19 protein-coding genes are annotated in these 22,673 nt (G+C 70.6%); 5 read left to right on the top strand and 14 right to left on the bottom strand.

Annotated features, from left to right (window positions below; translation table 11 throughout):
• Positions 1 to 7: 7 nt before the first annotated feature.
• The 8 genes from ACFFXY_RS24110 to ACFFXY_RS24075 form a co-directional block, all read right to left on the bottom strand.
• A complete protein-coding gene (locus ACFFXY_RS24110) occupies positions 8 to 763 on the bottom strand; it encodes an SIR2 family NAD-dependent protein deacylase (RefSeq protein WP_382356619.1) in 756 nt (251 codons plus the stop codon).
• Positions 760 to 1,521 carry an ABC transporter permease gene (locus ACFFXY_RS24105; RefSeq protein ID WP_382356617.1) on the bottom strand — a complete coding sequence of 254 codons (762 nt, stop codon included), beginning with the start codon at positions 1,519 to 1,521 and terminating at the stop codon, positions 760 to 762. The genes ACFFXY_RS24110 and ACFFXY_RS24105 overlap by 4 nt, the downstream gene beginning before the upstream one ends.
• Positions 1,518 to 2,324, bottom strand: a complete 807-nt coding sequence (locus ACFFXY_RS24100; RefSeq protein ID WP_382356736.1) for an ABC transporter ATP-binding protein — start codon at positions 2,322 to 2,324, stop codon at positions 1,518 to 1,520. Before ACFFXY_RS24100 ends, ACFFXY_RS24105 begins: the two co-directional genes overlap by 4 nt.
• Before the next feature lie 60 nt (positions 2,325 to 2,384).
• Complete coding sequence (locus tag ACFFXY_RS24095) at positions 2,385 to 2,801, bottom strand: SHOCT-like domain-containing protein (RefSeq protein WP_382356615.1); 417 nt, start codon at positions 2,799 to 2,801, stop codon at positions 2,385 to 2,387.
• A 53-nt stretch (positions 2,802 to 2,854) separates the two neighbouring features.
• Positions 2,855 to 3,115, bottom strand: coding sequence for a hypothetical protein (locus ACFFXY_RS24090; protein WP_382356613.1), 261 nt, complete (start codon positions 3,113 to 3,115; stop codon positions 2,855 to 2,857).
• Positions 3,112 to 3,474 carry a DUF2089 domain-containing protein gene (locus ACFFXY_RS24085; protein WP_382356611.1) on the bottom strand — a complete coding sequence of 121 codons (363 nt, stop codon included), beginning with the start codon at positions 3,472 to 3,474 and terminating at the stop codon, positions 3,112 to 3,114. The genes ACFFXY_RS24090 and ACFFXY_RS24085 overlap by 4 nt, the downstream gene beginning before the upstream one ends.
• A 163-nt stretch (positions 3,475 to 3,637) precedes the next feature.
• Positions 3,638 to 4,933 carry a hypothetical protein gene (locus ACFFXY_RS24080; protein WP_382356609.1) on the bottom strand — a complete coding sequence of 432 codons (1,296 nt, stop codon included), beginning with the start codon at positions 4,931 to 4,933 and terminating at the stop codon, positions 3,638 to 3,640.
• A gap of 135 nt (positions 4,934 to 5,068) precedes the next feature.
• Complete coding sequence (locus ACFFXY_RS24075; RefSeq protein ID WP_382356734.1) at positions 5,069 to 7,813, bottom strand: exo-rhamnogalacturonan lyase family protein; 2,745 nt, start codon at positions 7,811 to 7,813, stop codon at positions 5,069 to 5,071.
• A 220-nt stretch (positions 7,814 to 8,033) separates the two neighbouring features.
• On the opposite strand from ACFFXY_RS24075, the gene ACFFXY_RS24070 reads away from it, so the two are divergent.
• From ACFFXY_RS24070 to ACFFXY_RS24050, 5 genes are all read left to right on the top strand, one after another.
• Entirely contained in the window at positions 8,034 to 9,875 is a 1,842-nt protein-coding gene (locus ACFFXY_RS24070; RefSeq protein ID WP_382356607.1) for a rhamnogalacturonan lyase family protein, read from the top strand.
• 54 nt (positions 9,876 to 9,929) lie between these two features.
• Positions 9,930 to 11,633: a DUF2264 domain-containing protein gene (locus tag ACFFXY_RS24065; protein WP_382356605.1), complete on the top strand. Its 1,704-nt coding sequence runs from the start codon at positions 9,930 to 9,932 to the stop codon at positions 11,631 to 11,633.
• 103 nt (positions 11,634 to 11,736) lie between these two features.
• Complete coding sequence (locus tag ACFFXY_RS24060) at positions 11,737 to 13,026, top strand: ABC transporter substrate-binding protein (RefSeq protein WP_382356603.1); 1,290 nt, start codon at positions 11,737 to 11,739, stop codon at positions 13,024 to 13,026.
• Between the two features lie 191 nt (positions 13,027 to 13,217).
• Entirely contained in the window at positions 13,218 to 14,288 is a 1,071-nt protein-coding gene (locus ACFFXY_RS24055) for a LacI family DNA-binding transcriptional regulator (protein ID WP_382356601.1), read from the top strand.
• Complete coding sequence (locus tag ACFFXY_RS24050) at positions 14,285 to 14,968, top strand: haloacid dehalogenase type II (RefSeq protein WP_382356599.1); 684 nt, start codon at positions 14,285 to 14,287, stop codon at positions 14,966 to 14,968. The genes ACFFXY_RS24055 and ACFFXY_RS24050 overlap by 4 nt, the downstream gene beginning before the upstream one ends.
• A gap of 1 nt (position 14,969) precedes the next feature.
• Here the strand turns inward: ACFFXY_RS24050 and ACFFXY_RS24045 are convergent, their stop codons facing one another.
• The 6 genes from ACFFXY_RS24045 to ACFFXY_RS24020 all read right to left on the bottom strand — a co-directional run bounded on the left by ACFFXY_RS24045 (position 14,970) and on the right by ACFFXY_RS24020 (position 22,479).
• Positions 14,970 to 15,437, bottom strand: a complete 468-nt coding sequence (locus tag ACFFXY_RS24045; protein WP_382356597.1) for an SRPBCC family protein — start codon at positions 15,435 to 15,437, stop codon at positions 14,970 to 14,972.
• Positions 15,438 to 15,521: 84 nt separating this feature from the next.
• On the bottom strand, positions 15,522 to 16,748 hold the full coding sequence (locus tag ACFFXY_RS24040) for an ROK family transcriptional regulator (protein WP_382356595.1): 1,227 nt from the start codon (positions 16,746 to 16,748) through the stop codon (positions 15,522 to 15,524).
• A gap of 25 nt (positions 16,749 to 16,773) precedes the next feature.
• Positions 16,774 to 19,323, bottom strand: coding sequence for a beta-galactosidase (locus tag ACFFXY_RS24035; protein WP_382356593.1), 2,550 nt, complete (start codon positions 19,321 to 19,323; stop codon positions 16,774 to 16,776).
• Positions 19,323 to 20,237 carry a carbohydrate ABC transporter permease gene (locus tag ACFFXY_RS24030; protein WP_382356591.1) on the bottom strand — a complete coding sequence of 305 codons (915 nt, stop codon included), beginning with the start codon at positions 20,235 to 20,237 and terminating at the stop codon, positions 19,323 to 19,325. The genes ACFFXY_RS24035 and ACFFXY_RS24030 overlap by 1 nt, the downstream gene beginning before the upstream one ends.
• On the bottom strand, positions 20,234 to 21,121 hold the full coding sequence (locus tag ACFFXY_RS24025; RefSeq protein ID WP_382356589.1) for a carbohydrate ABC transporter permease: 888 nt from the start codon (positions 21,119 to 21,121) through the stop codon (positions 20,234 to 20,236). Before ACFFXY_RS24025 ends, ACFFXY_RS24030 begins: the two co-directional genes overlap by 4 nt.
• Positions 21,122 to 21,204: 83 nt before the next feature.
• The gene (locus ACFFXY_RS24020; RefSeq protein ID WP_382356587.1) at positions 21,205 to 22,479 is read right to left on the bottom strand and encodes an ABC transporter substrate-binding protein; all 1,275 of its coding nucleotides are present in this window, start codon (positions 22,477 to 22,479) and stop codon (positions 21,205 to 21,207) included.
• Between the last annotated feature and the right edge of the window lie 194 nt (positions 22,480 to 22,673).

Genomic DNA, 22,673 nt, shown 5'->3' with positions numbered 1-22,673 from the left:
GCAAAAATTACGCAGCCCCGGCCACCAGACGCGGCAGTACCTCTCCGATCGGTTGGCGCAGAACGGCATCCGCGTCATCGTCGTACGGAGTCGGCTCGGCGTTGATGATGACAAGCCGGACGCCCCGTGCTATCGCGTAGTCGCAGAGCCCGGCGGCCGGGTAGACGCCGAGCGAGGTTCCTATGGCCACGAACAGGTCCGCCCCGCGTGTCGCGGCCACCGCGGTCTCGATGACCTCGGGGAGGAGTTCCTGTCCGAAGGAGATGGTCGCGGACTTGAGGATGCCGCCGCACTCCAGGCAGGGCGGGTCGGTCTCGCCCGCTTCGATGCGCGGCAGGACCTCCGGCATCGGGTTGCGGTCGCCGCAGTCGAGGCAGACGACTTCGCGGACCGTGCCGTGCAGCTCCACCACCCGCGACTCGGTCGACCCGGCGGCCTGGTGGAGGCCGTCGATGTTCTGGGTGAGGATCGCGCGGAGGCGTCCGGTGCGCTCGTACTCGACCAGGGCCCGGTGGCCCGCGTTCGGCTCGGCGGTCCACACCGGACTCGCGAGCCGCGCCTCCCAAGCCTGGCGGCGCACCTGGGGGTCGGCCAGGTAGTTGTCGATCGTGAACATGAACTGGGCCGCGGGGTTCTTGGTCCAGACCCCTTGCGGCCCTCGGAAGTCCGGAATCCCCGACTCGGTGGAGATGCCGGCGCCGGTCAGCACCACGGCGGCCTGGGCCTCCGCGAGCCAACCGGCGACGGCGTCGGTGTCGGTCATGCGATCTTGCGGTGGTAGACGGCCATGGCGAAAGCGTAGGCGACGACGAGGATGCCGACCAGCCAGGCGAGCGCGATCCAGATGTCGTTCCCGACCGGCTGCTGGGCGAACAGGGCCCGGATCGTGTCCACGATCGAGGTCACCGGCTGGTGCTGGGCGAACCAGGCCACCGGGCCGGGCATCGTGTCGGTGGGCACGAACGCCGAGCTGATGAACGGCAGGAAGATCAGCGGGTAGGAGAACGCGGAGGCGCCGTCGGGCGAGGAGGCCGAGAGCCCCGCGATCACCGCGAGCCAGGTCAGGGCCAGCGTGAACAGGACGAGGATTCCGGCGACCGCGAGCCACGCGAGCGGGCCCGCGGAGGTCCGGAAGCCCATGAGCAGCCCGACCAGGACGATGACCACCACGGAGATCAGGTTGGACACGAGCGAGGTGAGCACGTGCCCCCACAGGACCGCCGACCTGGCGATCGGCATGGAGTGGAACCGCTCGAAGATCCCCGACTGGAGGTCGCCGTACAGGCGGTACGCGGTGTAGGCGATGCCGCTCGCGATGGCGATCAGGAGGATGCCGGGCAGCAGGTAGTTCACGTAGTTGTCGGTGCCCGCCTGGATGGCGCCGCCGAAGACGTACACGAACAGGAGCATCATCGCGATCGGCGTGATCGTGACGGTGATGATCGTGTCGAGGCTGCGGGTGATGTGGCGCATCGAGCGCCCGAGCATGACGCCCGCGTTGCTGACGGTGTGCGTGCTCATCGCTGCTCCTCCTTGCCCTGCTTGGTGTTCTCGCCGTTGACGGGGGACTTGTCGCCGACGATCGCGAGGAAGATCTCCTCCAGGCTCGGTTGGCGCTCCACGTACTCCACGGTCGCGGAGGGGAGCAGCTCGCGCAGTTCGGCGAGCGTCCCGTTCACGATGATCACGCCCTGGTGGAGGATCGCGATCCGGTCGGCGAGCTTCTCGGCCTCGTCGAGGTACTGGGTGGTCAGCAGGACCGTGGTCCCGTTGTCGGCGAGGTTCTGGACGATGTTCCACACCTCGATGCGGGCCTCCGGGTCGAGCCCGGTGGTGGGTTCGTCCAGGAAGACCACCGGCGGCTCGCCGATGAGGCTCATCGCGATGTCGAGGCGGCGGCGCATGCCGCCCGAGTAGGTGGCGACGCGCCGCCCGCCCGCCCCGGCGAGGCCGAAGCGCTCCAGGAGGCCGTCGGCGACCTCCTTGGGGCCCTTGACCTGCCGGAGCTTGGCGATCATGACGAGGTTCTCGCGGCCGGTGAGGATCGGGTCGACCGCGGCGAACTGCCCGGTGAGGCTGATCGACTCGCGGACCTTCTCCGGTTCGGCGGCGACGTCGAAGCCGTTGACGACCGCGGTGCCCTGGTCGGCCTTGAGGAGGGTCGAGAGGATGCGCACGACGGTGGTCTTGCCGGCGCCGTTCGACCCGAGCAGCGCGAAGATGCTGCCGCGGGCGACGTCGAGATCGACGCCCTTGAGGACGTGAAGGTCCTTATAGGACTTCTGGAGTCCGCTGATGCGGATCGCGGGTTCGGGGGTGTTCATGGCTCCTCGGTTCACTGGCGGGTAGAGGGTGAGCAGCAGGCCCAGGTCGAGCACGGCCGCTCACTCACAGAAGATGCGGACCTTGGTGTCGGTCTGGTCGACGTCGAGGGTGAGCTCGTCCAGCGCGTCCACAAGGTCTTCGAGCTGGTTCGGCTTGATCTCGGTCAGGTCGATCGGCACGCCCTGCTTGACGAGCTCCTCGTTGGCGCGTTCGAGCGCCTGCGGCGGCACGAAGACCGCCAGCCGCATCCCGGCGCGCAGCAGCTTGAGCGGCACGCGGATGTTCACCTTGGTCTCGCCGCTGTGCTCGTCGTTCGCGTCCACGATCAGGCGCAGGAACTTCGGGCGCTTCCCGCGGACCGCGGGCGCGGCCTCGGGCTCCTCGGTCTCGACGGCGGTGAGGAGGCGCTCGGCCTCGTCGGCGGTGATCTTTCCTTCGGCCAGCATCTGGAGGATCTGGCGGCGCTGTTCGTTCATGGTTCCCGGTTTCCTTCGCTGTTTCCTGGGTGTTGTCGGTTTCCTGGGTGTCGTCATCTGACGGAGACGAACACGGCCGTGCGGCCCTGCTCGATCTCGAAGCGGGCGCCCGGCAGCGCCCAGAAGATTCGCCCGACGCCGGCGAGTGTTCGGAAGGGCGGCAGATCGAAGATGAGGCAGGCGATGATCCCGCCGATGGCGGCGAGCACGAGCAGCGGCGACAGCAGCAGCACGATCGGGATCACGGGCAGGAACAGCCGCCGGCGGCGGCCGTCCTTGCGGCGCCAGCGCGCCGTCACCAGTTGGGGGATCATCGGGACCTCTCAAGTTCCGCCAGCGCCTCTTCGACGCTGATGTCCCCCTGGCGCAGGCGCTCGATGACGTCGGCGCCGGCGGGGGCGGGGGCGGCGTCCACGAAGTCGAGGTGCTCGGCGATCCGGTTGAGCCGGGCCTTGACCGTCGGGTAGCTGACCCCGAAGGTCCGCTCCATCTCCTTGATCGAGCCGTGCGACTTGACGAACGCGGCCACGAAGACCTGGTCCTCGGCGCTGAGCTGGGCCAGCTGCGGCGGCTCGAACTCGCCTTCGACGGCGATCCCGCTCTCGGTGAGGCGGACGCGCTCGACGACGAACTCCTGCCCTCGCGTCAGGTCGGTCAGCTCCTGCCAGTCCATCTCGGCCCCTTCTTCGTCGGTGGTGGTGTTCCTTCTTCATTTGTACTTTGAGAATCTCAAGGTGTCAACTCTAGAAGGTTGATTTTATTAAGTTCGAGTTTGAGGGCACGAAAAAACCGCCCCCGAAGGGGCGGTTCATGCCTGTTTGCGGAGTTCTCCGGGCCTAGCCGATCGCGGGGTAGGCCGAGACGCCGCCGTCGCCCCACGTGCCGGTGGTGGTGTCGGCGACCGCGGTGTACTCGTTGACGACGTACGGCGCGACCATCGGGGCGGGCTCGATGCGCTCGCCGGTGCGCACGTCGAGGGCGGCCGGGACGGTCCCGTCGAAGCCGTAGGCGATGCCGTGCCACACGGCGGTGACGTTGATGCCGGGGATGCCGGTCTCGCTGTCCCAGAGCCACTCGCCGGTCGCGGTGTCCATGGCCGCCACCCAGTTGTCGGGGCCGCGGTAGAAGCAGACGACGGTCTCCTGGCCGTCGAGGCGGCACTCCACGCCGGCCATGTCGCGCTCCTCCTGGGCGACGACCTCGCCGGTGGCGGTCGCGAACAGGGAGTCGTAGGGCATGTTGCCGTTCGTGAGCGTGAGGTTGGAGCCGAGGATCAGGAAGTAGTCCGGGCCCGCGGACTGGATCGAGGCGAAGTCGACGTCGGCGATGCCGAGGTCCTTGCCCTGCCACAGCGGGGTGCCGTCGGCGATGGTGATCGCGTCGTAGGTGTAGTCCCCGGCGACGGCCGAGATGATGGCGACGTCGCCGGTGACGGCCGAGGGGGCCGTGGGGTTGTCCCAGACCTTCGCCTCGGTGGCCGTGTCGAAGGCGACGGTGTACTGGTCGCTGACGTTGATGACGACGACGCCCGCGGATTCGCCGACGGCGGCGGCGAAGGAGTAGCCGCCGAGTTCCGACCCGGGCACGTCGACCGCGACGTCGAAGACGACTTCGCCGGTGGCGCCGTCGACGCCGACCACGTCGAGGTCGTCGTTGCCGTCGGCACCGGTGACGAGGAACGGCGCGACGACGATGGAGGCGCCGCCGGACTCGACCACGAGCGGGGGCTCGTTCATGTTCTCGCCGACCATGCCCGTTGCGAACTGCGGGCTCATCGGCGTGCCGGACGCGGGCACGACGTCGGGGAGGGCCTCGCCGGTGGCGGTGTCCACGACCTGGAGGCGCTCGACGGAGGCGATGAACGCGTTCGTGCCGACGAGTGCGACCGGGAGCGGCTGGACGTTGACGCCGGTGATGTTCATCTTGGACTGCACGGCCTCGGCCGGGAGCGCCACGCCCGCGTCGGCGTCGAACGCCTTGGGCGGGTCGAACGCCTGGGCCTCGGTCTCCTCCTCGGCCGCTTGGGAGGTCGCGGAGCCGTCGGGCTCGTCGATGGTGCCGGAGTCCTCGCTGCACGCGCTCAGGAGGAGTCCCGAGGCGGCGAGGCAGCACAGAGCCGCTCTGATCTTCATGGTGGATTCGTTCACTTTCCTGCCGGGCAATGACGGAGAAACGGGGTCATTGTAGGGAGCGACCACCACCGTTCCCCGCATGCCGCCGCGAAGGCCGCGGCGCCGTCTCCGGCGCCGCGGCGGCAGGTCGTGCGCCTACTCGTCGGGGACGAAGTCGCCCACGAGGTGGAGGTTCTGGATCGCGGCCATGCCCCACTGGGCGGCGTCGTTGGTCGCCATGCGCGGCCACCAGTCGGTCGGGTTCAATGTGGTCTCGACCCGCTCGAACGCGGGCCACGTGGCGGAGTCGCCGCGCCAGTACTCGGCCTGGGTGCGGAAGACCTTCCAGGTGTGGCGGGCCTGGTCCTCGTCGCCGGTGCGGGCGTAGACCTGGGCGTTGCCGCGGCAGAACGCCCACAGGAACAGGTCGCCGAAGCGCGCGCCGTACTCGGCCTCCTGCTCGGCGCGGGTGGCGGTGTAGAAGCGGGAGTAGCGGAGCCAGTCGGCCTCGAACGCGGGCATGTCGACCTGCTGGAGCAGCTCGGCCACGATCTCGAAGCGGCCGAACCCGGAGGAGAGGTTGGAGCGCTCGACCACGGGGGTCTCCGCGATGGCGTACCGGCCGGTCTCCATGTTGTACGGGGCGCTGCCCTGCGCGAACCCGTTGGGCTGGGCGGCGATCGTCTCCATGGTGCCGAGGACCTTGTCGCGGCACGACTCCCACTCGGGGCCGCGGCGCTCCCACTCGGTGAGCCACGCGGCCGCGAGCGCCGCCCAGCTCGTGCCGAAGCCGATGTCCATGGCGGTGGGGTCGGGGACCCACGGGTCGGCCTCGGGGTCGCGGATCTTGCGGCCGGTGTCGAGGACGAGCGCGGTCTTCTCGGAGTCGTGCAGGAAGTGGAGGATGTCGCCGACGCGCTCGTCGGCGGTCAGGTAGAAGTAGTACCGCCAGTAGTTGGCGTTGGAGATGCGCACCTGCTTGGACGAGTCGCCCCAGTGCATGACGCCGTGGCGCGTGCCCAGGCCCGCCCAGTCGCCGAGGTGGTAGGTGTTCACCTCGGTGGTCTTGCGGGTCATGGCCTCCGCGAAGCGGAACGACTCGGCGGTGCCGGTGTGCAGGTAGTACTGCCACAGCCACTGGTCGGTGGAGAACTCGGAGTTGTCCCACGCGTAGCCGCCGACGTCGTAGCGCCAGACCTTCCGGTCGCCGTCCTGGGAGTGCATGACGTCGCCGTAGTCCCAGAAGCCGTACCAGTGCCGCTGGTCCTGGGCCGCCTTGTAGTACTGGAAGTTCGCGTCGAGCACGTCCTCGGTGAACTCCTTGAACGGGTGCGAGCGGTCCACGGGCCCGACGAGCCCGCCGAAGGACCCCGCGGCCGTGAGGTGCTCGGGCGGGGCCACGACCTGCGGCTGCGCGCGGACCGCGTCGGCCATGGCGCCCAGGCGGTCGTGGCTCGGGGTGGCGTCGAGGGCCCAGAACAGGAGCTCGGTGGTGCGGGCGACGCCGTAGGGGGTGTCGAAGCCGGCCTCCCAGTCCTCGTAGGTGATCTCCAGGGCGTCGAGCTGCTTCGCGTAGGTGTCCTGGCCGAGGCCGTCGTGGTAGAAGCGGTTGTCCATCGGCTGGGCCTCGGGGGACCACATCCACACCGTCACGCTCGCCTCGTCGGTGTGCGCGTTCCGGATGTCGAGCCCGGAGGGGTGGCGCTGCCAGAAGTCCTTCATGCCGAACGCGAACCCGCCGGAGGGCCCGCCGACGTACCCGAAGCCGGAGGAGCGGCGGCCCTGGTCCACGGGCACCCAGGCGTGGCCCTCCTTGGTGCGCTTCTTGATCTGGTAGCCCTCGGAGGTGAGCTGGGTGAGGGAGTAGTCGCCCCAGTCGGGGATCCACTGGAGCCGCGTCGTCACCCGCTGGTCCCAAGTGGACGGATCGGGGAGGGCGGTGCCCGCGATCTGCGCGTTCCGGACGGCCTCGCCAGGGTCGCGCCTCATGCCGGTGACGCCCTTGACGGCCTCGGTGAGCTGGCCGTGGCCCTCGCCCACGAACCGCACGTGCCGGTCGTACATCGCGTCCGAGAGTGCGACCTTGAAGCGGACGCCGAGCCCGGCTAGAAATGAGTCGTCGCCGTCCGAGTCGTAGACGAACGTATGGACCATGCGGAACGACTCGCCGCCGGCGTAGAAGTACAGGCGCACGGTGAACGGCAGCCAGGAGCGGCCGCGGCCGCGGGTCTTGCGGTGGGTGCCGTCGATGCGGATCACCGCGCGCAGCGGGCCGTCCTGCTCGATGCTCACCTCGTCGATGTCGCTGGCGTAGCGGTCGCGGGTGATCGAGCCGGACTCGGTGCTCGGGGCCTCGGTCTGGGTGATGTTCACCAGGTGGCCTTCGGAGGCGATGGTGCGGTCGCCGCGCTTGACGTGCTTGATGAGGTCGGCGCCGGACTTGCCGATGCGGACCTGCACGACGCCGGTGTCCACGTCGATGTGGTTGCGAGACTTGGCGACCGACACGGTGTGCTCGGCCTCGGCGGGCTCGCCCGCTTCGAGGGTGAACGACTCCTGGACGGCGGCCGGGCCGATGGCGTGGGCGGTCCACTTCAAGGAGCCGTCGGGCCAGTAGGCGAGGGGCCAGGTCTGGAGCGGCACGGCCGCGCCGTCGGCGCCGGTGAGCTTGAACCGCTGGTCCGCGGCGAAGCGGCCGGGGCCCCACGGGACGCCCCAGGTGGAGCCGGGGGACTCGGCGGGGGCGCCTTCGAGCCAGTTGAGCCGCACCGAATCCGGGCCGGGGTCGGTGGCCGGGCCGGTCTGGGCGTGCGCGGGAGCGGCCTCGAAGAGCGCGGCCGCCGCCGCGACCCCCGCGGTGGTGGCGAGGACGCCGCGGCGGCTGAACCCGGTGCGGGACAGCGGTTCGGATGCGGGTTCGGGGGCGGGGGAAGGGCTGGTCACGTTGCCTCCAAGGGGGAGCGGACGGGTCCTGACTTAAATCGTTTTAACTTAGGGGGTTCAATATAGTCACACATCGATGTATCGTCAACCGATCGAGCGTAGCCCGCATGGAGCCGACACGAATGTCGGCTACGGGGTCTGGCGGCGCGCGCAATCCACCGGCATACTTGGAGCGATCATGAAAACGTTTAAGCGACTCCCGGCGATCGGGGCGGTGATCGGCCTCGCGGCCGCCGCCGCCCTCGCCGTGAGCGCCCCGACCACCCACGCCGAAGAGCCCGACGCCGTCGAGGCCCAGGCGACCGTGCGCACCATGGAGGACCTCGGCCGCAGCGTCGTCGCCGTCCGCAACGGCTCCAGCGTCTTCGTGTCCTGGCGCCTCCTCGGCCTCGACCCCGGCGGCATCGGCTTCAACGTCTACCGCTCCGCGAACGGCGGGGCCTGGACCAAGCTCAACTCCTCGGTCCTCACCGGCGGCACCAACTACACCGACACCGCCGCCGTCCTCACCCAGGCGAACTCGTACCGCGTCGTCCCCGTCGTCGGCGGCGCCGAGCAGACCCCCAGCGGCGCCTTCACCCTCACCGCCAACCACGCCGACGAGCCCGCCGTCCGCATCCCCCTGCGCTCCGGCGGCCCCGTCAAGTTCACCTGGACCGGCGACCTCAACGGCGACGGCGAGTACGACTACGTCGTCGACCGCCAGACCTCACCGCAGTCCATCGAGGCGTACACCGGCACCGGCCAGTTCCTCTGGAGCGTCAACCTCGGCCCCAACTCCACCAACCAGGACAACATCGAGCCCGGGTCCGCGACCATCGACGTGGGCCACTGGGACGGCGTCACCGTCTACGACTTCAACTCCGACGGCTACGCCGAAGTCGCCCTCAAGATCGCCGACGGCGTGGTCTTCGGGGACGGCCAGACCTGGACGCACGCCGACGACAACCGGCAGTGGATCGCCATCCTCGACGGCCGCACCGGCGCGCTCCGCAACTACGCCGGCATCCCCCAGGACCACCTCGCCGACGGCCCCATGGCCGCCCAGTTCGGCGTCGGATACCTGGACGGCCAGCGCCCGTCCCTCGTCGTGTCCATGAAGAACCGCATCGGCAGCGGCGCGTTCAACATGATGATCGCCGCCTACTCCTGGTCCGGCCAGAACCTCACCCAGCAGTGGAAGTGGAACCGCGGCTCCACCGACGCCGCCGACGGCCACAACATCCGCATCGTCGACGTCGACGGGAACGGCACCGACGAGATCGCCCACATCGGGTTCGTGCTCAACGGCGACGGGACCCTCCGCTACTCCCTCGCGAGTCAGGGCGTCCAGCACGGCGACCGGTTCCACATCGCCGACATGGACCCCGCCAACCCCGGCCTCGAAGGCTACGGCGTGCAGCAGGACAACGCCTCCGGTCTGCGCGAGTACTACTACGACGCCGCCACCGGCCAGATGATCTGGCAGCACGTCCTCTCCGGCACCGCCGACGTCGGCCGCGGCATGGCCGGCGACGTCGACCCCCGCCACCCCGGCATGGAGGTCTGGTCCTTCGACGGCCTCTACAACGCCGCCTCCAACACCCTCACCGAACCGAACACGTCACTGCGCCCCTGGCCCCAGCTCGGCCTCTGGTGGGACGGCGACACCTCCATCGAACTGCTCAACGACGGCAAGCTCGAAGAATGGGACCCGCTCAACCCGACCCCCACGAACAGCCTGCCCCGCATCGAGACCGTCACCAACTACGGCGCCGCCAAGGCCGCCCAAGGCGGGCCCACCCTCGTCGGCGACCTCCTCGGCGACTGGCGCGAAGAGGCCGTCTACACCAACACGGCCTACGACCAGCTCATCGTCTTCACCACCGACAAGCCCACCACCACCCGGCTCTACACGCTCGCGCACAACCCCGAGTACCGCAACTGCATGACCGTCCACGGCTACATGCAGTCCCACCACGTCGACTACTACCTCGGCTCGGGCATGACCACCCCGCCCGCGCCGCCGATCACCTACTGACGCACCGCGGGGCCGCCCCGGCGGCCCCGCCCGACCCCATGGATTGAACCTGCTGTGACCACTCCCTTGCGGGCCTTCGGCCCGCTCGACCACACCCGGAACGGCTGGCGCCGCGCCGCCCTCGCCATCGGACGGCCCGGCGCCGACCTCGCCGTCCAGGGCCCCGACGCGATGCCCGTGACCATGTCGAACCACTCCCACGCCGAGAACTGGTTCGAGCAGCTCATGCGCCCGCTCTGGGGCCTGGCCGCGGCCGCCGACGCCGTCCCCGACGACCTCTGGGACGCCGTCACCGCCGCGCTCGCCCGCGCCGTCGACCCCGGCGACGACTGGTACGCCGGGGACTTCCACGACGGCGACCAGCGCTGCGTCGAGGCCGCCGCCCTCGGCTGGGCCCTCGCCACCGCCCCCGAGAAGCTCTGGGAACCCCTGGAGCCCAAGGCGAAAGACCACGTCATCGCCTGGCTCACGCAGGCCTACACGACCGGAGTGGTCGACAACAACTGGCACTACTTCCCGGTGCTCGTGGGCCACGGCCTCGACGCCGTCGGCGCCGACCGCGACCCCGCGGTCGCCCGCGCCCACCTCGACCGCATCGGCGAGTTCCACCTCGGCAACGGCGTCTTCAAAGACGGACCCCAAGGGCGCGTGGACTACTACAACCCCTTCGCGATCCACACCTACGCGCTCCTGCACTACCGCCTCGGCGGCGACGACCGGTTCGTGGAGCCCGCCGCCGAGTTCGCCCGCGCGTTCCGCTCCTGGTTCGCCGCCGACGGCGCGGCCGTCCCCTACGGCCGCAGCATGGGCTACCGCTTCGCCCAGGGGTCGCTGTGGGGCGCGCTGGCCGCCGCCGACGTGGAGGCCGTGCCGTGGGGCGAGGCCGCGGGGTTCAGCCGCCGCCTGCTCGAATGGTGGTGGGACAAGCCGATCCTCACCCCCGACCACCGGCTGACGGTGGGGTACGGCTACCCGAACGACCTCCTCGCGGAGCAGTACCTGACGGCCGGGTCGCCGTGGTGGGCCGCGAAGGTCTTCACCGGGCTGCTCGCTTTGGAGGACCATCCGTTCTGGACCGCCGAGGCGGAGGTCCCCGGGCCCGTCACCGAGCCGAGCCCCGCCGCGGGCGCGGTGCATGTGCGCGACGCGGGCGGGCACGTGACGCGCCTGAACGGGCAGGCGTGGCGCGAGAAGATGCGCGGCGGCAAGGACACCTATGCGCGCCTTGCGTACTCCTCGCTCGCGGGGTTCTCGCACGCGGTGGACGGGCCGGGGCTCGAAGCCGCGGCGCCGGACGGGGCGCTCGTGCTCTCCGAGGACGGCGTCCACTGGCGCGGGCGCGAGGGCGCCGAGTCGTGCGCGGTGGACTGGAGCGGGCGGCTCACCGTCACGTGGCGGCCCTTCGCCGACGTCACGGTGGCCTCCGAACTCGAAGCGTCGCAGGACGGATGGCACACCCGCACGCACACCGTCACGACCGGGCGGCGGCTGCACACGGGGGAGGGCGGCTGGTGCGTCCCGCGCGACGGCCATGAGGCGGCGGTCGCCAACGACCGGGCCTCGGTCGTCTCCGGCGGGATCAGGAGCGAGGCCGTGGACGACGCGGGCAACCGCGCCGCGTCCCTGGTCTGGCCCATGCCCGGCACCCACATGTACTGGCCCGCAACGGTCCTGCCGGTCCTCACCGGCGTGCTGGAGCCGGGCCGCCACGTGCTGCGGGCGCGCTTCTTCGCCGGGAGCGAGGAGCAGACCGCTTGACAGGCCGAGACTTGACAGCCTTCAAACGTGCGATCTAAGGTGACCGCGACACAAGTTAAAACGATTTAACCCCCACCCCACCCCCTCGCAAAGGAGTTCAACGATGAGCAACCCGATCCGCCGCCGAACCCTCCTCACCGGCGCCACCGCCTCCGCCGCCCTCGCCGCCGCCGCGGCCTGCGGCGACGGCGAGGGCCCCGCCGGGACCGCCGACGACCCCATCGAGATCAGCTTCGAGTGGTGGGGCGACGAAGCGCGGGCCGACATCACCAAGCAGGCCGTGGACCTCTTCATGGAGAAGAACGAGGGCATCAAGGTCGCCGCCAACTTCGCCGACTACCCCGCCTACTGGGAGAGCCTCACCGGCCGCATGGCCTCCCGCGACCTGCCCGACGTGTTCCAGATGGACTACCCGCGCCTGCGCCAGTTCGGCGGCACCGGGATGCTCCTGCCCCTCGACGGCGTCGTGGACACCTCCGACTTCCGCGACGGCGTGCTCGACACCGCCGAGCTCGACGGGCAGCTCATCGCCGTGCCCGTGGGCACCAACGTCTTCGGCCTCATCTACCGGCCCGACTGGTTCGAGGAGCACGGCATCGCCGTCCCCGAGGCCGGGTACTCCTGGGACGACTACGTCGAACTCATCCGCACCCTGACCGCGACCCTCGGCGAGGGGAAGTGGGGCGGCAGCGACTGGACCGGCTCCTACCTGCTCGCGGAGCTGTGGCTGCGCCAGCAGGGCGACAGCTTCTACTCCGACGACGCCGCGAGCCTGAACTTCACCAAGGAGCAGCTCGTGGAGTGGTGGACCATCGCCGCGCCGCTCCAGGCCGACGGGTCCGTGCCCTCCCCGGAGGAGACCGCCGCCGAGAACGCCCCCGGCGTCGCCGCGGGCACCATCGCCACCGAGATGCGCTGGGACACCGCCGTCAACGGCTACTGGTCCACCGTCACCGACGGCGGCGGCACCCTCGGGATCATCGCCCCGCCCACCGCCGACCCCGCCAACCTCGCGCTCCACCTGCGCCCCGCGATGCAGTACGTGGTCGGCGCGAACACCGAGCAGCCCGAGGCCGCCGCCAAACTCATCGAATTCCTCCTCGGCGACCCCGAGGCCGCGAAGATCCTCGGCACCAACCGCGGCATCCCCGCCACCAAGACCGCCCTCGACAGCGTCGAGCTCGACGAGGCCTCCCAGGCCGTCATCGACTACGAGGCCACCGTGGAGGGCCACCTCGCGGGCGCCCCCGTCGTCCCGCCCGCCGCCGCGGGCGCCGTCGAAGCGAAGTTCACCGAGATCTACCAGCAGGTGCAGTACGCGACCATGACCCCCGAGGACGCCGCCGACCTGTTCTTCACCGAGGCGGAGACCCTGTTCGCCAGCGAGCAGTAACTCCGGCCGTGGGTCCTATATCCTATATCCTATAGGATATGCGATTCACGAGGGCGGGGGCGTCTGAGGGGTCGCCCCCGCCCCGCCCTTCGCGGCCCCGTCCTTGACACCGGTGCGCCGCACGGGCGATCATTGTTTCAGGAACCGTTTGCAGAAACCCTGAAACAACCCCTGAGACTGAGGCGGACAGCTTGGCGCGCAAGGCGAGCGAGAACAAAGACGGCAGACGCCAGACCACGATCCGCGAGGTCGCCGAACGCGCGGGCGTCTCGGTCGCCACCGTCTCGCGCATCCTCTCCGGCACCTACCCCGCCGCCCCCGCCACCCGCAGCAAGGTCATGCGCGCCGTCGAGGAACTCGACTACGTCGCCAACCACCACGCCCGCGCCCTCCAAGGCACCACCCGCAAGAGCATCGCGATCATCGTCAACTCGGTGATCTCCCCGCACTACGCCCATGTGGCCCAAGGCGTCCAGACCCAGGCCGCCGAGGACGGGCGGCTGTGCCAGATCGGCACCAGCGGCGGCGACGCCGAACGCGAGCTCGCCATGGTCCAGTTCATGCGCGAGCAGCACCCCGAGGCCGTGATCCTCGTCGGCAACGTCAACGCCGACGACGAGTACAAGGCCCGCATGAGCCGCTACGCCCACGCGCTCGCCGCCGTCGGCTCCCGCCTCGTCCTGTGCGGGCGGCCGCCGCTGGGCCCCGACGCCCCGGCCGTCGTGGTCGAGTACGACAACACCGGCGGCGCGTTCGCCGCCACGAGCCACCTGCTCTCCAACGGCCACAAGCGCATCCTGTTCCTCGGCCGCCGCCCCGGCTACACCACCCCGGACGCGCGGATCGCCGGGTACCGAGGCGCCCTCGCCGCCCACGGCGTGCCGCACGACCCCGGCCTCGAAGTGGACGGCACCTTCGAGCGGTACGAGGGCTACCGGATGATGCAGGCCCGCCTCTCGGCCGGGCCGCCCGACTTCACCGCCGCGTTCGCCGCCAACGACCAGATCGCCGCCGGCGCCCGCCAGGCCCTCGTGGAGCACGGCCTCGCCATCCCAAGCGACATCTCCCTCATCGGCTTCGACGACCTCCCGCCCGCCGCCGACATCGACCTCACCACCGTCTACCAGCCCCACGAGGAACTCGGCCGCACCTCCGTGCGCCTCGCCCTCGAACACGCCCGCAACGGCGGCCCGCCCCCGCACACCACCCTCGGCGCCCACCTCGTCATCCGCGGCTCCGTGGCCCCTATCGTTGCGGCATGACCCGAGCAACCGACATCGACGCCGTCGTCTTCGACGTCCTCGGCACCATGGTCGACGAGCCGCGCGGCCTGACCGCCGCCATCGCCGAGGCCGCGCCCGCCGGTGACACCGCCGAGCTGCTCGCCTTGTGGCAGCGGCACATCGAGCGCGAGCAGGACCGCATCGTCAAGGGGGAGCGGCCCTTCGCGACCGCCGACGTCCTCGACGGGGAGGCCGCCGCGATCGTCGCCGAGCACGCCCAGGTCGCCGACGCCGCGGCCGTCGCGCGGCTCGCGCGCGCCGGGCGTCGCCACACCGCCTGGCCCGACGCCGCCGCGGGCCTCGAACGGCTCGCGCGCACGTTCCCCGTCCTGGCCCTCTCCAACGCCAACCGCTCCGCGCTGCTCCACCTCACCGCGCACGCCGGTCTGCGCTGGCACCAGGCGCTCTCGGCCGAGGACGCCCGCACGTACAAGCCCGCGCCCGGGGTCTACCGGCTCGCCGTCGAGGCCGTCGGCAGCCCACCCGAGCGCGTGCTCATGGTCGCCGCGCACGCGTGGGACCTGCGCGGGGCGCAGGCGATCGGGATGAAGACGGCCTACGTGCGCCGCCCGGTGGGCGACCCGCCCGGCCCGGACGACGCGTTCGACTGGCAGTGCGAGAGCCTCGGCGAACTCGCCGAGGCTCTCGAAGCGGGTTAGGTCAGAGCGGCAGGCCGGGCGGCTCGACGTCGCCCCGCCAGCCGCCGGACGCGGTGCCGCGGTCCTCGATGAAGAGCTTGAACCGCTGCATGTCGCCCTTGACGCGGTGCGTCAGGAACCCGGCCTTGTCGGCGACGGTCTCGGCGAAGCCGTCGGGGTCGATGTCCATCTGCGCGGTGACGCGGGTGGTGTCGTCGCCGAGGCGGTGGAACGTGACCACGCCCGCGTGGGAGGGCCCGGAGATGGACTTCCAGGCGACCCGCTCGTCCGGGTGCTGCTCGGTGATCGTCGCGTCGAACTCGCGGGCGACGCCGCCGATGCTCATGCGCCAGTGGGTGAGCGTCTCGCCGATCTGCTGCACTTCGTCCACGCCGTCCATGAAGGACGGGAAGGTCTCGAACTGGGTCCACTGGTTGTACGCCGTGGAGACCGGGACTTCGACGTCGACTGATTCGGTGATGCTGCTCAAGGCAGACCTCCTTCGGTCGCGGAACGCGCCGGTCGGCGCGTCGTCTTCCGTCCTCCGGTTACCCGGTCGGGCGGACCGCACACCTCACAGGGCCGTGGGAACCCTCGTGGTGACCAGACCGACGTCGCTCAGGAAGCGCTCCAAGGCGATCGTGGCGATGCCCGTGGCGACCGAGTTGCCGCGCACGGTGGACACCTCGACCTCCAGGTCGGCCGCGGAGTCGCCGGGGGCCTCCTCGACCACGCTGCGGCGCACGGCGGGCACGAGGTGGTCGCCGAGGGCCCAGACGGTCCACCCGGTGAGGGTGATGGTCTCGGGGTTGACGATCGCGACGAGGTCGGCGAGGGCGGCGCCCAGGTAGCGGGCGGTGCGCTCGATCGTCTCGGTGACGGCCGGGTCCGGTTCGGGCGGCTCCAGCGCGGTCGCCAAGGCGCCGATGAAGTCCCGCTGATGGGTGACCGAGGCGAGCGGGTGGTCGGGGGCGACCGCTCCCAGGGTGCGCTGGATGCCGTCGGCGCCCACGTACGCCTCGACGCAGCCGTGGCGCCCGCAGCGGCAGGGCCGCCCGTCGAGGGCGAGGAGGCTGTGGCCCCACTCGCCCGCGAAGTTGGTGGCGCCGCGCAGGATCGCGCCGTTGAGGATGATCCCGGCGCCCACGCCGGTGCCGAGGTTCACGGTGATGGTGCTGGAGTGCCTGCGGCCCTGGCCGAACCAGAGCTCGGCGGTGGCGATGGCCTTGAGCGGGTTGTCGAGCACCACCGGCAGGTCGAGGCGCTCGCGGATGCGGTCGAGGTGGCGCCAGACGGCGTTGGGCATGACGGGGGAGGCCCCGCCCCAGCGCTGCATGGAGCCGGGGAGCGAGATGCCCACGCCGAGCACCTCGTGCCGCGGCGTGCGCGCCTCGGCCAGCGCGGCGTCGACGGCGCGGGCGATGCCGTCCACGACCTCTTCGGTGTCGTCGTGCCGCTCGTCGGCGGCGACCTCGGCGGAGGCGACCTCATCGAGGGCGGCGTCGAACACGACCGCCCTGATGTACGTCTCCGCGACGTCGACGCCGACGATGCGGCCGCGATCCTGGTTGAGCCGCAGGAGTGTCGTGGGCCGACCGACCCGCCCGGAGGCGACGCGGGCCTCGGTGACGATCCCGCCCGAGAGCAGGTCGCTGACGACCGTGGCGACCGTGGCCGTGCTCAGTCCCGTGGTGCGCGCGAGGTCGTTGCGGGTCGTCTCTCCCGCAGTGAGCAGTGCGTGCAGGACGTCGAGCCGCGATTCGCTGCGGATGTCGCGCGAGGTGCGCCTGGTGGGGGCCATGTCGGTGTCTCCTGGGGGCTCGGATCTACTCCGGTGCGGGGGCTGCGGTGACGCGTGAGAGGCGCGGCTGGACGCCTCCGGCGGTGCCGCGGGCCAGCACTCTGACGGTACCGGAGTTCCAGCCGGCGGGCATCCACAGTCGACCGGGGTCGCCGCCGGTGAACCGGGGGCGGTGCGGGTCGTCGAGCCACACCCGGCCCAGGAGCTCCCCGTTGGCGAAGGCGCTCAGGCGGACCTGCTCGCCCTCGAACCGGAGCGACAGGCCGCCGTCGGGCACGGGGACGTCGAGCCACGCCTCCTCGCCGGGCGCGAGCTCCAGGGGGAGTTCCACGGCGAGCCCTTCGGCGTCCTGGCCCGCGAGCGCGATGATCGCCGCGTCGTTCTGGGCCTCGACCTGCCAGCCGCGCACGGCTTCGAGCCGGAGCAGCTCCACGGGGCCGGAGCCGGAGCCGGGCCAGTGCGGCGCAGTGACCGCGACGTCCCGTCCCTGCCCGGGCTCCAGGTGGACCCACGGGTCGATGGGGCTGACGATGCGCGCCTCGCCGTCCACGACGACCTCGACCGGGAGGGCGAGTTCGCCGATGTGGAAGGCGTAGTGGCTGGTCCCGTCGACCGGCAGCGCGCGGCGGTAGGTCGCCGGGCGGCCGATGCGGGTGCTGCTCCAGCCGCCGAGGCTGCGCACGGGCGCGGGGTCGCCGGCCCACTGCGAGCCGCCGTCCACGGTCCACAGCGCATGGACGTCCTCGCGTGCGGCGACGGCCCAGACCTTCCCGAGGCCGCGGAGGGAGCCGAGCGCGAGGCCCGGGAGCCGCGCGTCGTCGAAGTTGCAGTGGCCCCAGGTCTCCACGGTCGCGTCGAACCTGGTCCTGCCAGCGGTCGCCACGGTGACGGCGGCGCCGTAGACGACCCGCGTCGGCAGGCTCTCGCCGTCGAGCGCGAGGTCCACGATGTCGGCCGCGCCCTCGATGAGCAGTTCCTCGACGCCGTCGAGCGCCGCGGCGTAGTGCGTGCGCCCGCGGTGGACGCCCACGGCCTCGGAGACCGGCGGCAGCTCGTGCGCCTCGGTCCGGCCCGTGCGGGTCGGCAGCGCGCGGCGGTAGGCGGCGGTCAGCTCCGCGGCTTCCCCTGCGGGGCCGTGGATGACGCCCTGCGCGCCGTCGGCGTCGGTGACGTCCTCGGGGTGGAGCACGACGACCTCGACGCGGCCCACGGTGCGCCGCAACGGCTTCCCGGCCTCGGGCGCGTCGAAGGCGGCGGTCTCGCCGTCCACGACGACCGTGCTCGCCGCGCGGGCGGCGAATCCGAGCCCGTTGGCGGTGGCGCTCACCAGGTCCGCGGACGCGAACTCCAGGACGCCCGGCAGGCCGAAGCCCGCGAGCGGCAGGTCCCGCACGACCAGCGCGGTCGAGCGCGGCGCGAGCGCCACCTCGATCCCGCCGACCCAGGCCGTTCCGGGTTTCTCGGTGAGGTTCGGGACGCCGGTGACCGTGCCGCCGCCGTTGAGGACGAGCTGCGAGGGCGACGAGCTGGTGGTCACCGAGACGCTCTGCACGCCTTCGGCCCCGGTGGTCCGGGCCTTCGCGAGGGCCGGTCCGAGGGTGCGCGCGAACGCGGTGAGCACGCGGGCCTCGGCCGTCTCCGGCCGCGCCTCGCCCACGGGGGAGAGGTAGCCGCCGAAGTCGTAGTCGTGGGTCATGAACCCGCCCGGGTCGCCCCAGTTGCCGACCGAGGGCGTGTACCCGAAGTCGTAGCCCGAGCCCTGGAGGTACGGCGCGATGAGCTGGGCGCCGGAGACCAGGAGGCGCCGGAGCGTGGCGTGGCTGCGGTTGGTCTCGGTGACCAGCAGCGGCAGGCCGCGGGAGGCCACGAGGTCGGCATACTGCCGCACTTCGGCCTCGACGAACGGCGAGCGGTCGTCGGGGTAGAAGTTGAACGCGGGGGCCACGCCCTCGACGCCGCCGTTGGCGCCGACCAGGTCGCCCTGGCCCGCGCACGCGATGAGCGGCACCTCGATCCCGTGGCCGGTCGCCATGTCCCGCAGCGCGGTGATGTAGGCGTGCCGGTCGGCGGTGTCGAAGAAGTCGAGCTCGTTCTCCAGCTGCACGGCGACGACGGCGCCGCCGCGGCCCCACTGGCGCTCGGCCAGCAGCGGCATCGCCCGGTCGAACCAGCCGCGGACCTGCTCCAGGAACCGCGGTTCGGCCTGGCGCACCCGCAGGTCGGGGTCGAGGCCCAGCCATGCGGGCAGCGCCCCGCCGTCCCACTCGGAGCAGATGTACGGGCCGGGCCGCGCGACGACCGCGAGGCCCGCTTCGTGCGCGAGGTCGAGGAACGCCCCGACGTCGCGCCGTCCTGCGAAGTCCCACACGCCGGGGGCGGTCTCGTGGAAGTTCCACGGCAGGTAGACGTCGACGGCGCGGTAACCGGTGGCGCGGACCGCGGCGAGCCGCGCCTCCCAGGTCTCCCGGGGGAGCCTGAAGTAGAACAGCGACGCGCACAGCAGCGCCTCCTCGCGGCCGTCGAGCACGAGCCCGGTGGGGTCGAGCCGGACGGCCGAGGTGGACAGATCAGTCACTACTTCACTCCTGCACTTCCGCCTTGGAGGTTCATCTCGTAGAGGTACTTCTGGCCGAGGTAGTAGATCGCGATCATCGGCAGCGTCAGGATGATCGACCCGACCATGACCAGGTTCCACGGCGGCAGCTGCATCTCGTTGCTCGTCCCCGTCATGTACTGGAGGCCGAGCGCCAGCGGCATCGACTCCTCGGAGTTGAGGTAGATGAGCGGGCCCATGAAGTCGCCCCACGCGTGCGTGAGCGTGAAGATCGCGATGGCCGTGAGGATCGGCCACATCATCGGCAGGATGATCTTGCGGTAGATCCCGAAGTAGCCCAGGCCGTCCATCTGCGCCGCCTCGTCCAGCTCCCCGGAGATGCGGGAGACGAACTGCCGCACCAGGAACACGTTGAACGCGTTGGTGAAGAAGTTCGGGATGATCAGCGGCAGGTAGGTGTTGACCCAGCCGAGCTCCTTGAACAGCAGGAACTGCGGGATCATCGTGATCTGCGCGGGGATCATCATCGTGGCGAGCACGATGAGGAACATGACGCCCTTGCCCGGGGCCCGCAGGCGCGCGAACGCGTACCCGACGAGCGAGGACGAGAGCACCTGGCCGACCGCCGAGAGCGTGGCGATGAGGACCGAGTTGAGGACGAACCGCCCGACCGGCAGGCCGGTCGCGGTGAACACCTCGGTGAAGTTGCGCCACTCGAACTCGGTGGGCAGGACCGTGAACGCGTTCTGCGCGCTCGTCTGGTCGCTCGCCAGCGAGATCGAGACCATGAGGATGAACGGCACGAAGAAGATCGCGGAGACGACCAGGAGCACCGCGTACGTCGCGGGCGAGGCCTTGAACACCGACAGCAGGCGCGGTTCGCGCTCGCCGGTCCGCTTCCTGCGGGACGCGGGCTTGGTGGCGATGGCGGTCATCGGACCTCCTGCTCGTAGAAGACCCAGCTGCGGGACGTGCGGAACGCGATGAGCGTGAACGCCATGATGACCAGGAACAGCAGCCAGGCGACGGCCGACGCGTAACCGAAGTGGTAGAACGAGAACGCCTCGCGGAACAGCAGCGGCACCATCATCTGGCTGGCGTTGTCCGGACCGCCCGCGGTCAGGATGTACACCTGCGAGAAGATCTGGAACGAGCCGATGAGGCCCATGATCAGGTTGAAGAAGATCACCGGGGTGATCTGCGGGAACGTCACCGACCAGAACTGGCGCCAGGCGCCGGCGCCGTCGATCTCGGCGGCCTCGTACAGCTCGCGCGGGATGCCGTTCATGGCCGACAGCAGGAGCACGGTGGCCCCGCCGGCGCCCCAGGCGGACAGCACGATCAGCGCGGGCTTGACCCAGGTCGGGTCGAGGAGCCAGTTGGGCCCCTGGATGCCGAACCACCCGAGCAGCTCGTTGAGCGGGCCCGAGGGCGCCAGCACCATCTTGAAGACCATCGCGGTCGCCACGAGCGGCACCAGCGTCGGCAGGTAGATGAAGGTGCGGAAGAGCTTGCGGCCGCGCACCCGCTTGTTCAGCAGGTTCGCCAGCCACACACCGATCACCAGGCCCAGCGGGACCGAGACGAGCGCGTAGTAGAACGTGTTCCCCAGCGCCTTCCAGAACACCGGGTCCCCGGTGAGCGCCTTGGCGTAGTTGTCCAGGCCGACCCATTCGGGCGGCGTGAACGAGTCCCACTCGGTGAACGAGATGTACACGGACGCGATCATGGGGCCCAGCAGGAACCCCACGAACCCGATCAGCCACGGCGAGATGAAGAGCCAGAAGTAGAAGGCCTCCTTCTTGCGGCGTGACGACATTTTGCTGCGCCTCCCGGCGCGGCGCGCAGGGCGCGCCGCACCGGGGGCTTCGTCGACGGTCTTCGACATCGTCAGGGCCCTAATTAATCGGTGATGATCGATTCGAGCTGCGTCTGGATCTTGTCCAGCTCGGTCTGGGCGTCGCCGCCCTCGTTCCAGAACGTGCCCAGGTTGTCGTTGAACGCGGCCTGCATCTCGTTCCACTGCGGGATGAACGGCGCGCGGAAGATGAAGTCCGCGGACTCGCCGAACGCGGCCATGTTCAGCGGCGTGGTCGCCCACGAGGGGGTCAGGAACGCGTCGGACTGCTGCACTTCGAGGTTGGCCGGGACGTCCTGGGCCTTGTCGATGATGACCTCCTGCGCGTCGGCGTTCGTCAGGAACTCGATGGCCTTGAACGCGCGCTCGGGGTTCTTGCAGTCGCGGGAGATCGCCAGGCCCGAGCCGAAGGCCGAGACGGCCTGGTCGGCGCCGCGCCACAGCGGCGCGATGTCCCAGTTGAAGTCCACTTCGAGGAGGCCGCCGATGGCCCAGAAGCCGGTCGTGTTGATCGCGACCTTCTGCGCGGCGAAAGCGGGGTCGCCGCCCATGTCCGGGCCCATGTCCGCGTACTCGGCGGCGGTCGGCACGACGTGGTCCTTGTGCGCCAGGTCGTTCGCCCACTGGAGGGCCGCGACGACCTCGGGGGAGTTCGCGGTCGGCTGCCCGCCGTCGTCGATGATCTGCCCGCCGTTCTGGTAGGCGAAGGACCACCACTGCGGCCACCAGCCCGCGCCGCCGTAGCCCCACTGGGTGCCCGCCACGGTCAGCTTCTCCATGGCCGCCTGGGCGTCCTCCTGGGTCCACTCGGCCGTCGGGTACTCGACGCCCGCGGCGTCGAAGAGGTCCTTGTTGTAGTAGACGATCATCGCGCCCGAGCGGTCGGGGATCGCGTAGACCTTGTCCTCGTAGCTGTAGAGGGTCCCGACGGGGCCGAAGCGCTCCTCCAGGTCGAGGCCCGCGTCCTTGGCGTAGTCGTCGAGCGGCAGGATCTGGCTCTTCGAGGAGTACGTGTTGACGCCCTCGGCCACCTGCATGATGTCGGGGCCGTCGCCGCCCGCGATCATCGTCTGGACCTTCTGCTCGTACTGGTCCGAGGGGATGAGCTGGAGCTCGATCTTGACGTCGGGGTTCGCCTTCTCGAACAAGTCGATGCGGGCCTGGTACGTCTCCTTGTCGAGGTCGCCGCCCCAGACGACCATCTTCAGGGGGCCGGTGCCGTCGTCGTCGCCGCCTCCGCACGCCGCGAGGACGGGGACCGCGACGCCGGCGGTGGCCGCGGCCTGGACCAGGGTGCGCCGGCTGATCTTGTTCTCCATGTCTCGGCCTCTCTCTGTCTTGCGCCGACTACACCGTCGGCGCGGGGTTGAGACGGGGGTAAATCTAACCCATAGATAAATGGTTGGATAGACCGGTGGTGGTAACAATTCGAGCAACGTCCCCCCAGGTGGCGGACCGATTGACCGATAAAAGTGTTATCGGTAAGATGCGGTGCGTCACATCCCAAGGGGGA

Source organism: Glycomyces mayteni (genome assembly GCF_042428885.1).
Taxonomy (GTDB): Bacteria; Actinomycetota; Actinomycetes; order Mycobacteriales; family Micromonosporaceae; genus Glycomyces; species Glycomyces mayteni.
Note: the sequence above shows the minus strand (reverse complement) of the source record. Positions and strands in the feature narration are given on the sequence as shown.

What these genes read in the sequence shown, in the direction of transcription:
- ACFFXY_RS24110 (WP_382356619.1), bottom strand. Translation starts at nt 763, where the DNA reads ATGACCGACACCGACGCCGTCGCCGGTTGGCTCGCGGAGGCCCAGGCC.
- ACFFXY_RS24105 (WP_382356617.1), bottom strand. Translation starts at nt 1,521, where the DNA reads ATGAGCACGCACACCGTCAGCAACGCGGGCGTCATGCTCGGGCGCTCG.
- ACFFXY_RS24100 (WP_382356736.1), bottom strand. Translation starts at nt 2,324, where the DNA reads ATGAACACCCCCGAACCCGCGATCCGCATCAGCGGACTCCAGAAGTCC.
- ACFFXY_RS24095 (WP_382356615.1), bottom strand. Translation starts at nt 2,801, where the DNA reads ATGAACGAACAGCGCCGCCAGATCCTCCAGATGCTGGCCGAAGGAAAG.
- ACFFXY_RS24090 (WP_382356613.1), bottom strand. Translation starts at nt 3,115, where the DNA reads ATGATCCCCCAACTGGTGACGGCGCGCTGGCGCCGCAAGGACGGCCGC.
- ACFFXY_RS24085 (WP_382356611.1), bottom strand. Translation starts at nt 3,474, where the DNA reads ATGGACTGGCAGGAGCTGACCGACCTGACGCGAGGGCAGGAGTTCGTC.
- ACFFXY_RS24080 (WP_382356609.1), bottom strand. Translation starts at nt 4,933, where the DNA reads ATGAAGATCAGAGCGGCTCTGTGCTGCCTCGCCGCCTCGGGACTCCTC.
- ACFFXY_RS24070 (WP_382356607.1), top strand. Translation starts at nt 8,034, where the DNA reads ATGAAAACGTTTAAGCGACTCCCGGCGATCGGGGCGGTGATCGGCCTC.
- ACFFXY_RS24060 (WP_382356603.1), top strand. Translation starts at nt 11,737, where the DNA reads ATGAGCAACCCGATCCGCCGCCGAACCCTCCTCACCGGCGCCACCGCC.
- ACFFXY_RS24050 (WP_382356599.1), top strand. Translation starts at nt 14,285, where the DNA reads ATGACCCGAGCAACCGACATCGACGCCGTCGTCTTCGACGTCCTCGGC.
- ACFFXY_RS24040 (WP_382356595.1), bottom strand. Translation starts at nt 16,748, where the DNA reads ATGGCCCCCACCAGGCGCACCTCGCGCGACATCCGCAGCGAATCGCGG.
- ACFFXY_RS24030 (WP_382356591.1), bottom strand. Translation starts at nt 20,237, where the DNA reads ATGACCGCCATCGCCACCAAGCCCGCGTCCCGCAGGAAGCGGACCGGC.
- ACFFXY_RS24025 (WP_382356589.1), bottom strand. Translation starts at nt 21,121, where the DNA reads ATGTCGTCACGCCGCAAGAAGGAGGCCTTCTACTTCTGGCTCTTCATC.
- ACFFXY_RS24020 (WP_382356587.1), bottom strand. Translation starts at nt 22,479, where the DNA reads ATGGAGAACAAGATCAGCCGGCGCACCCTGGTCCAGGCCGCGGCCACC.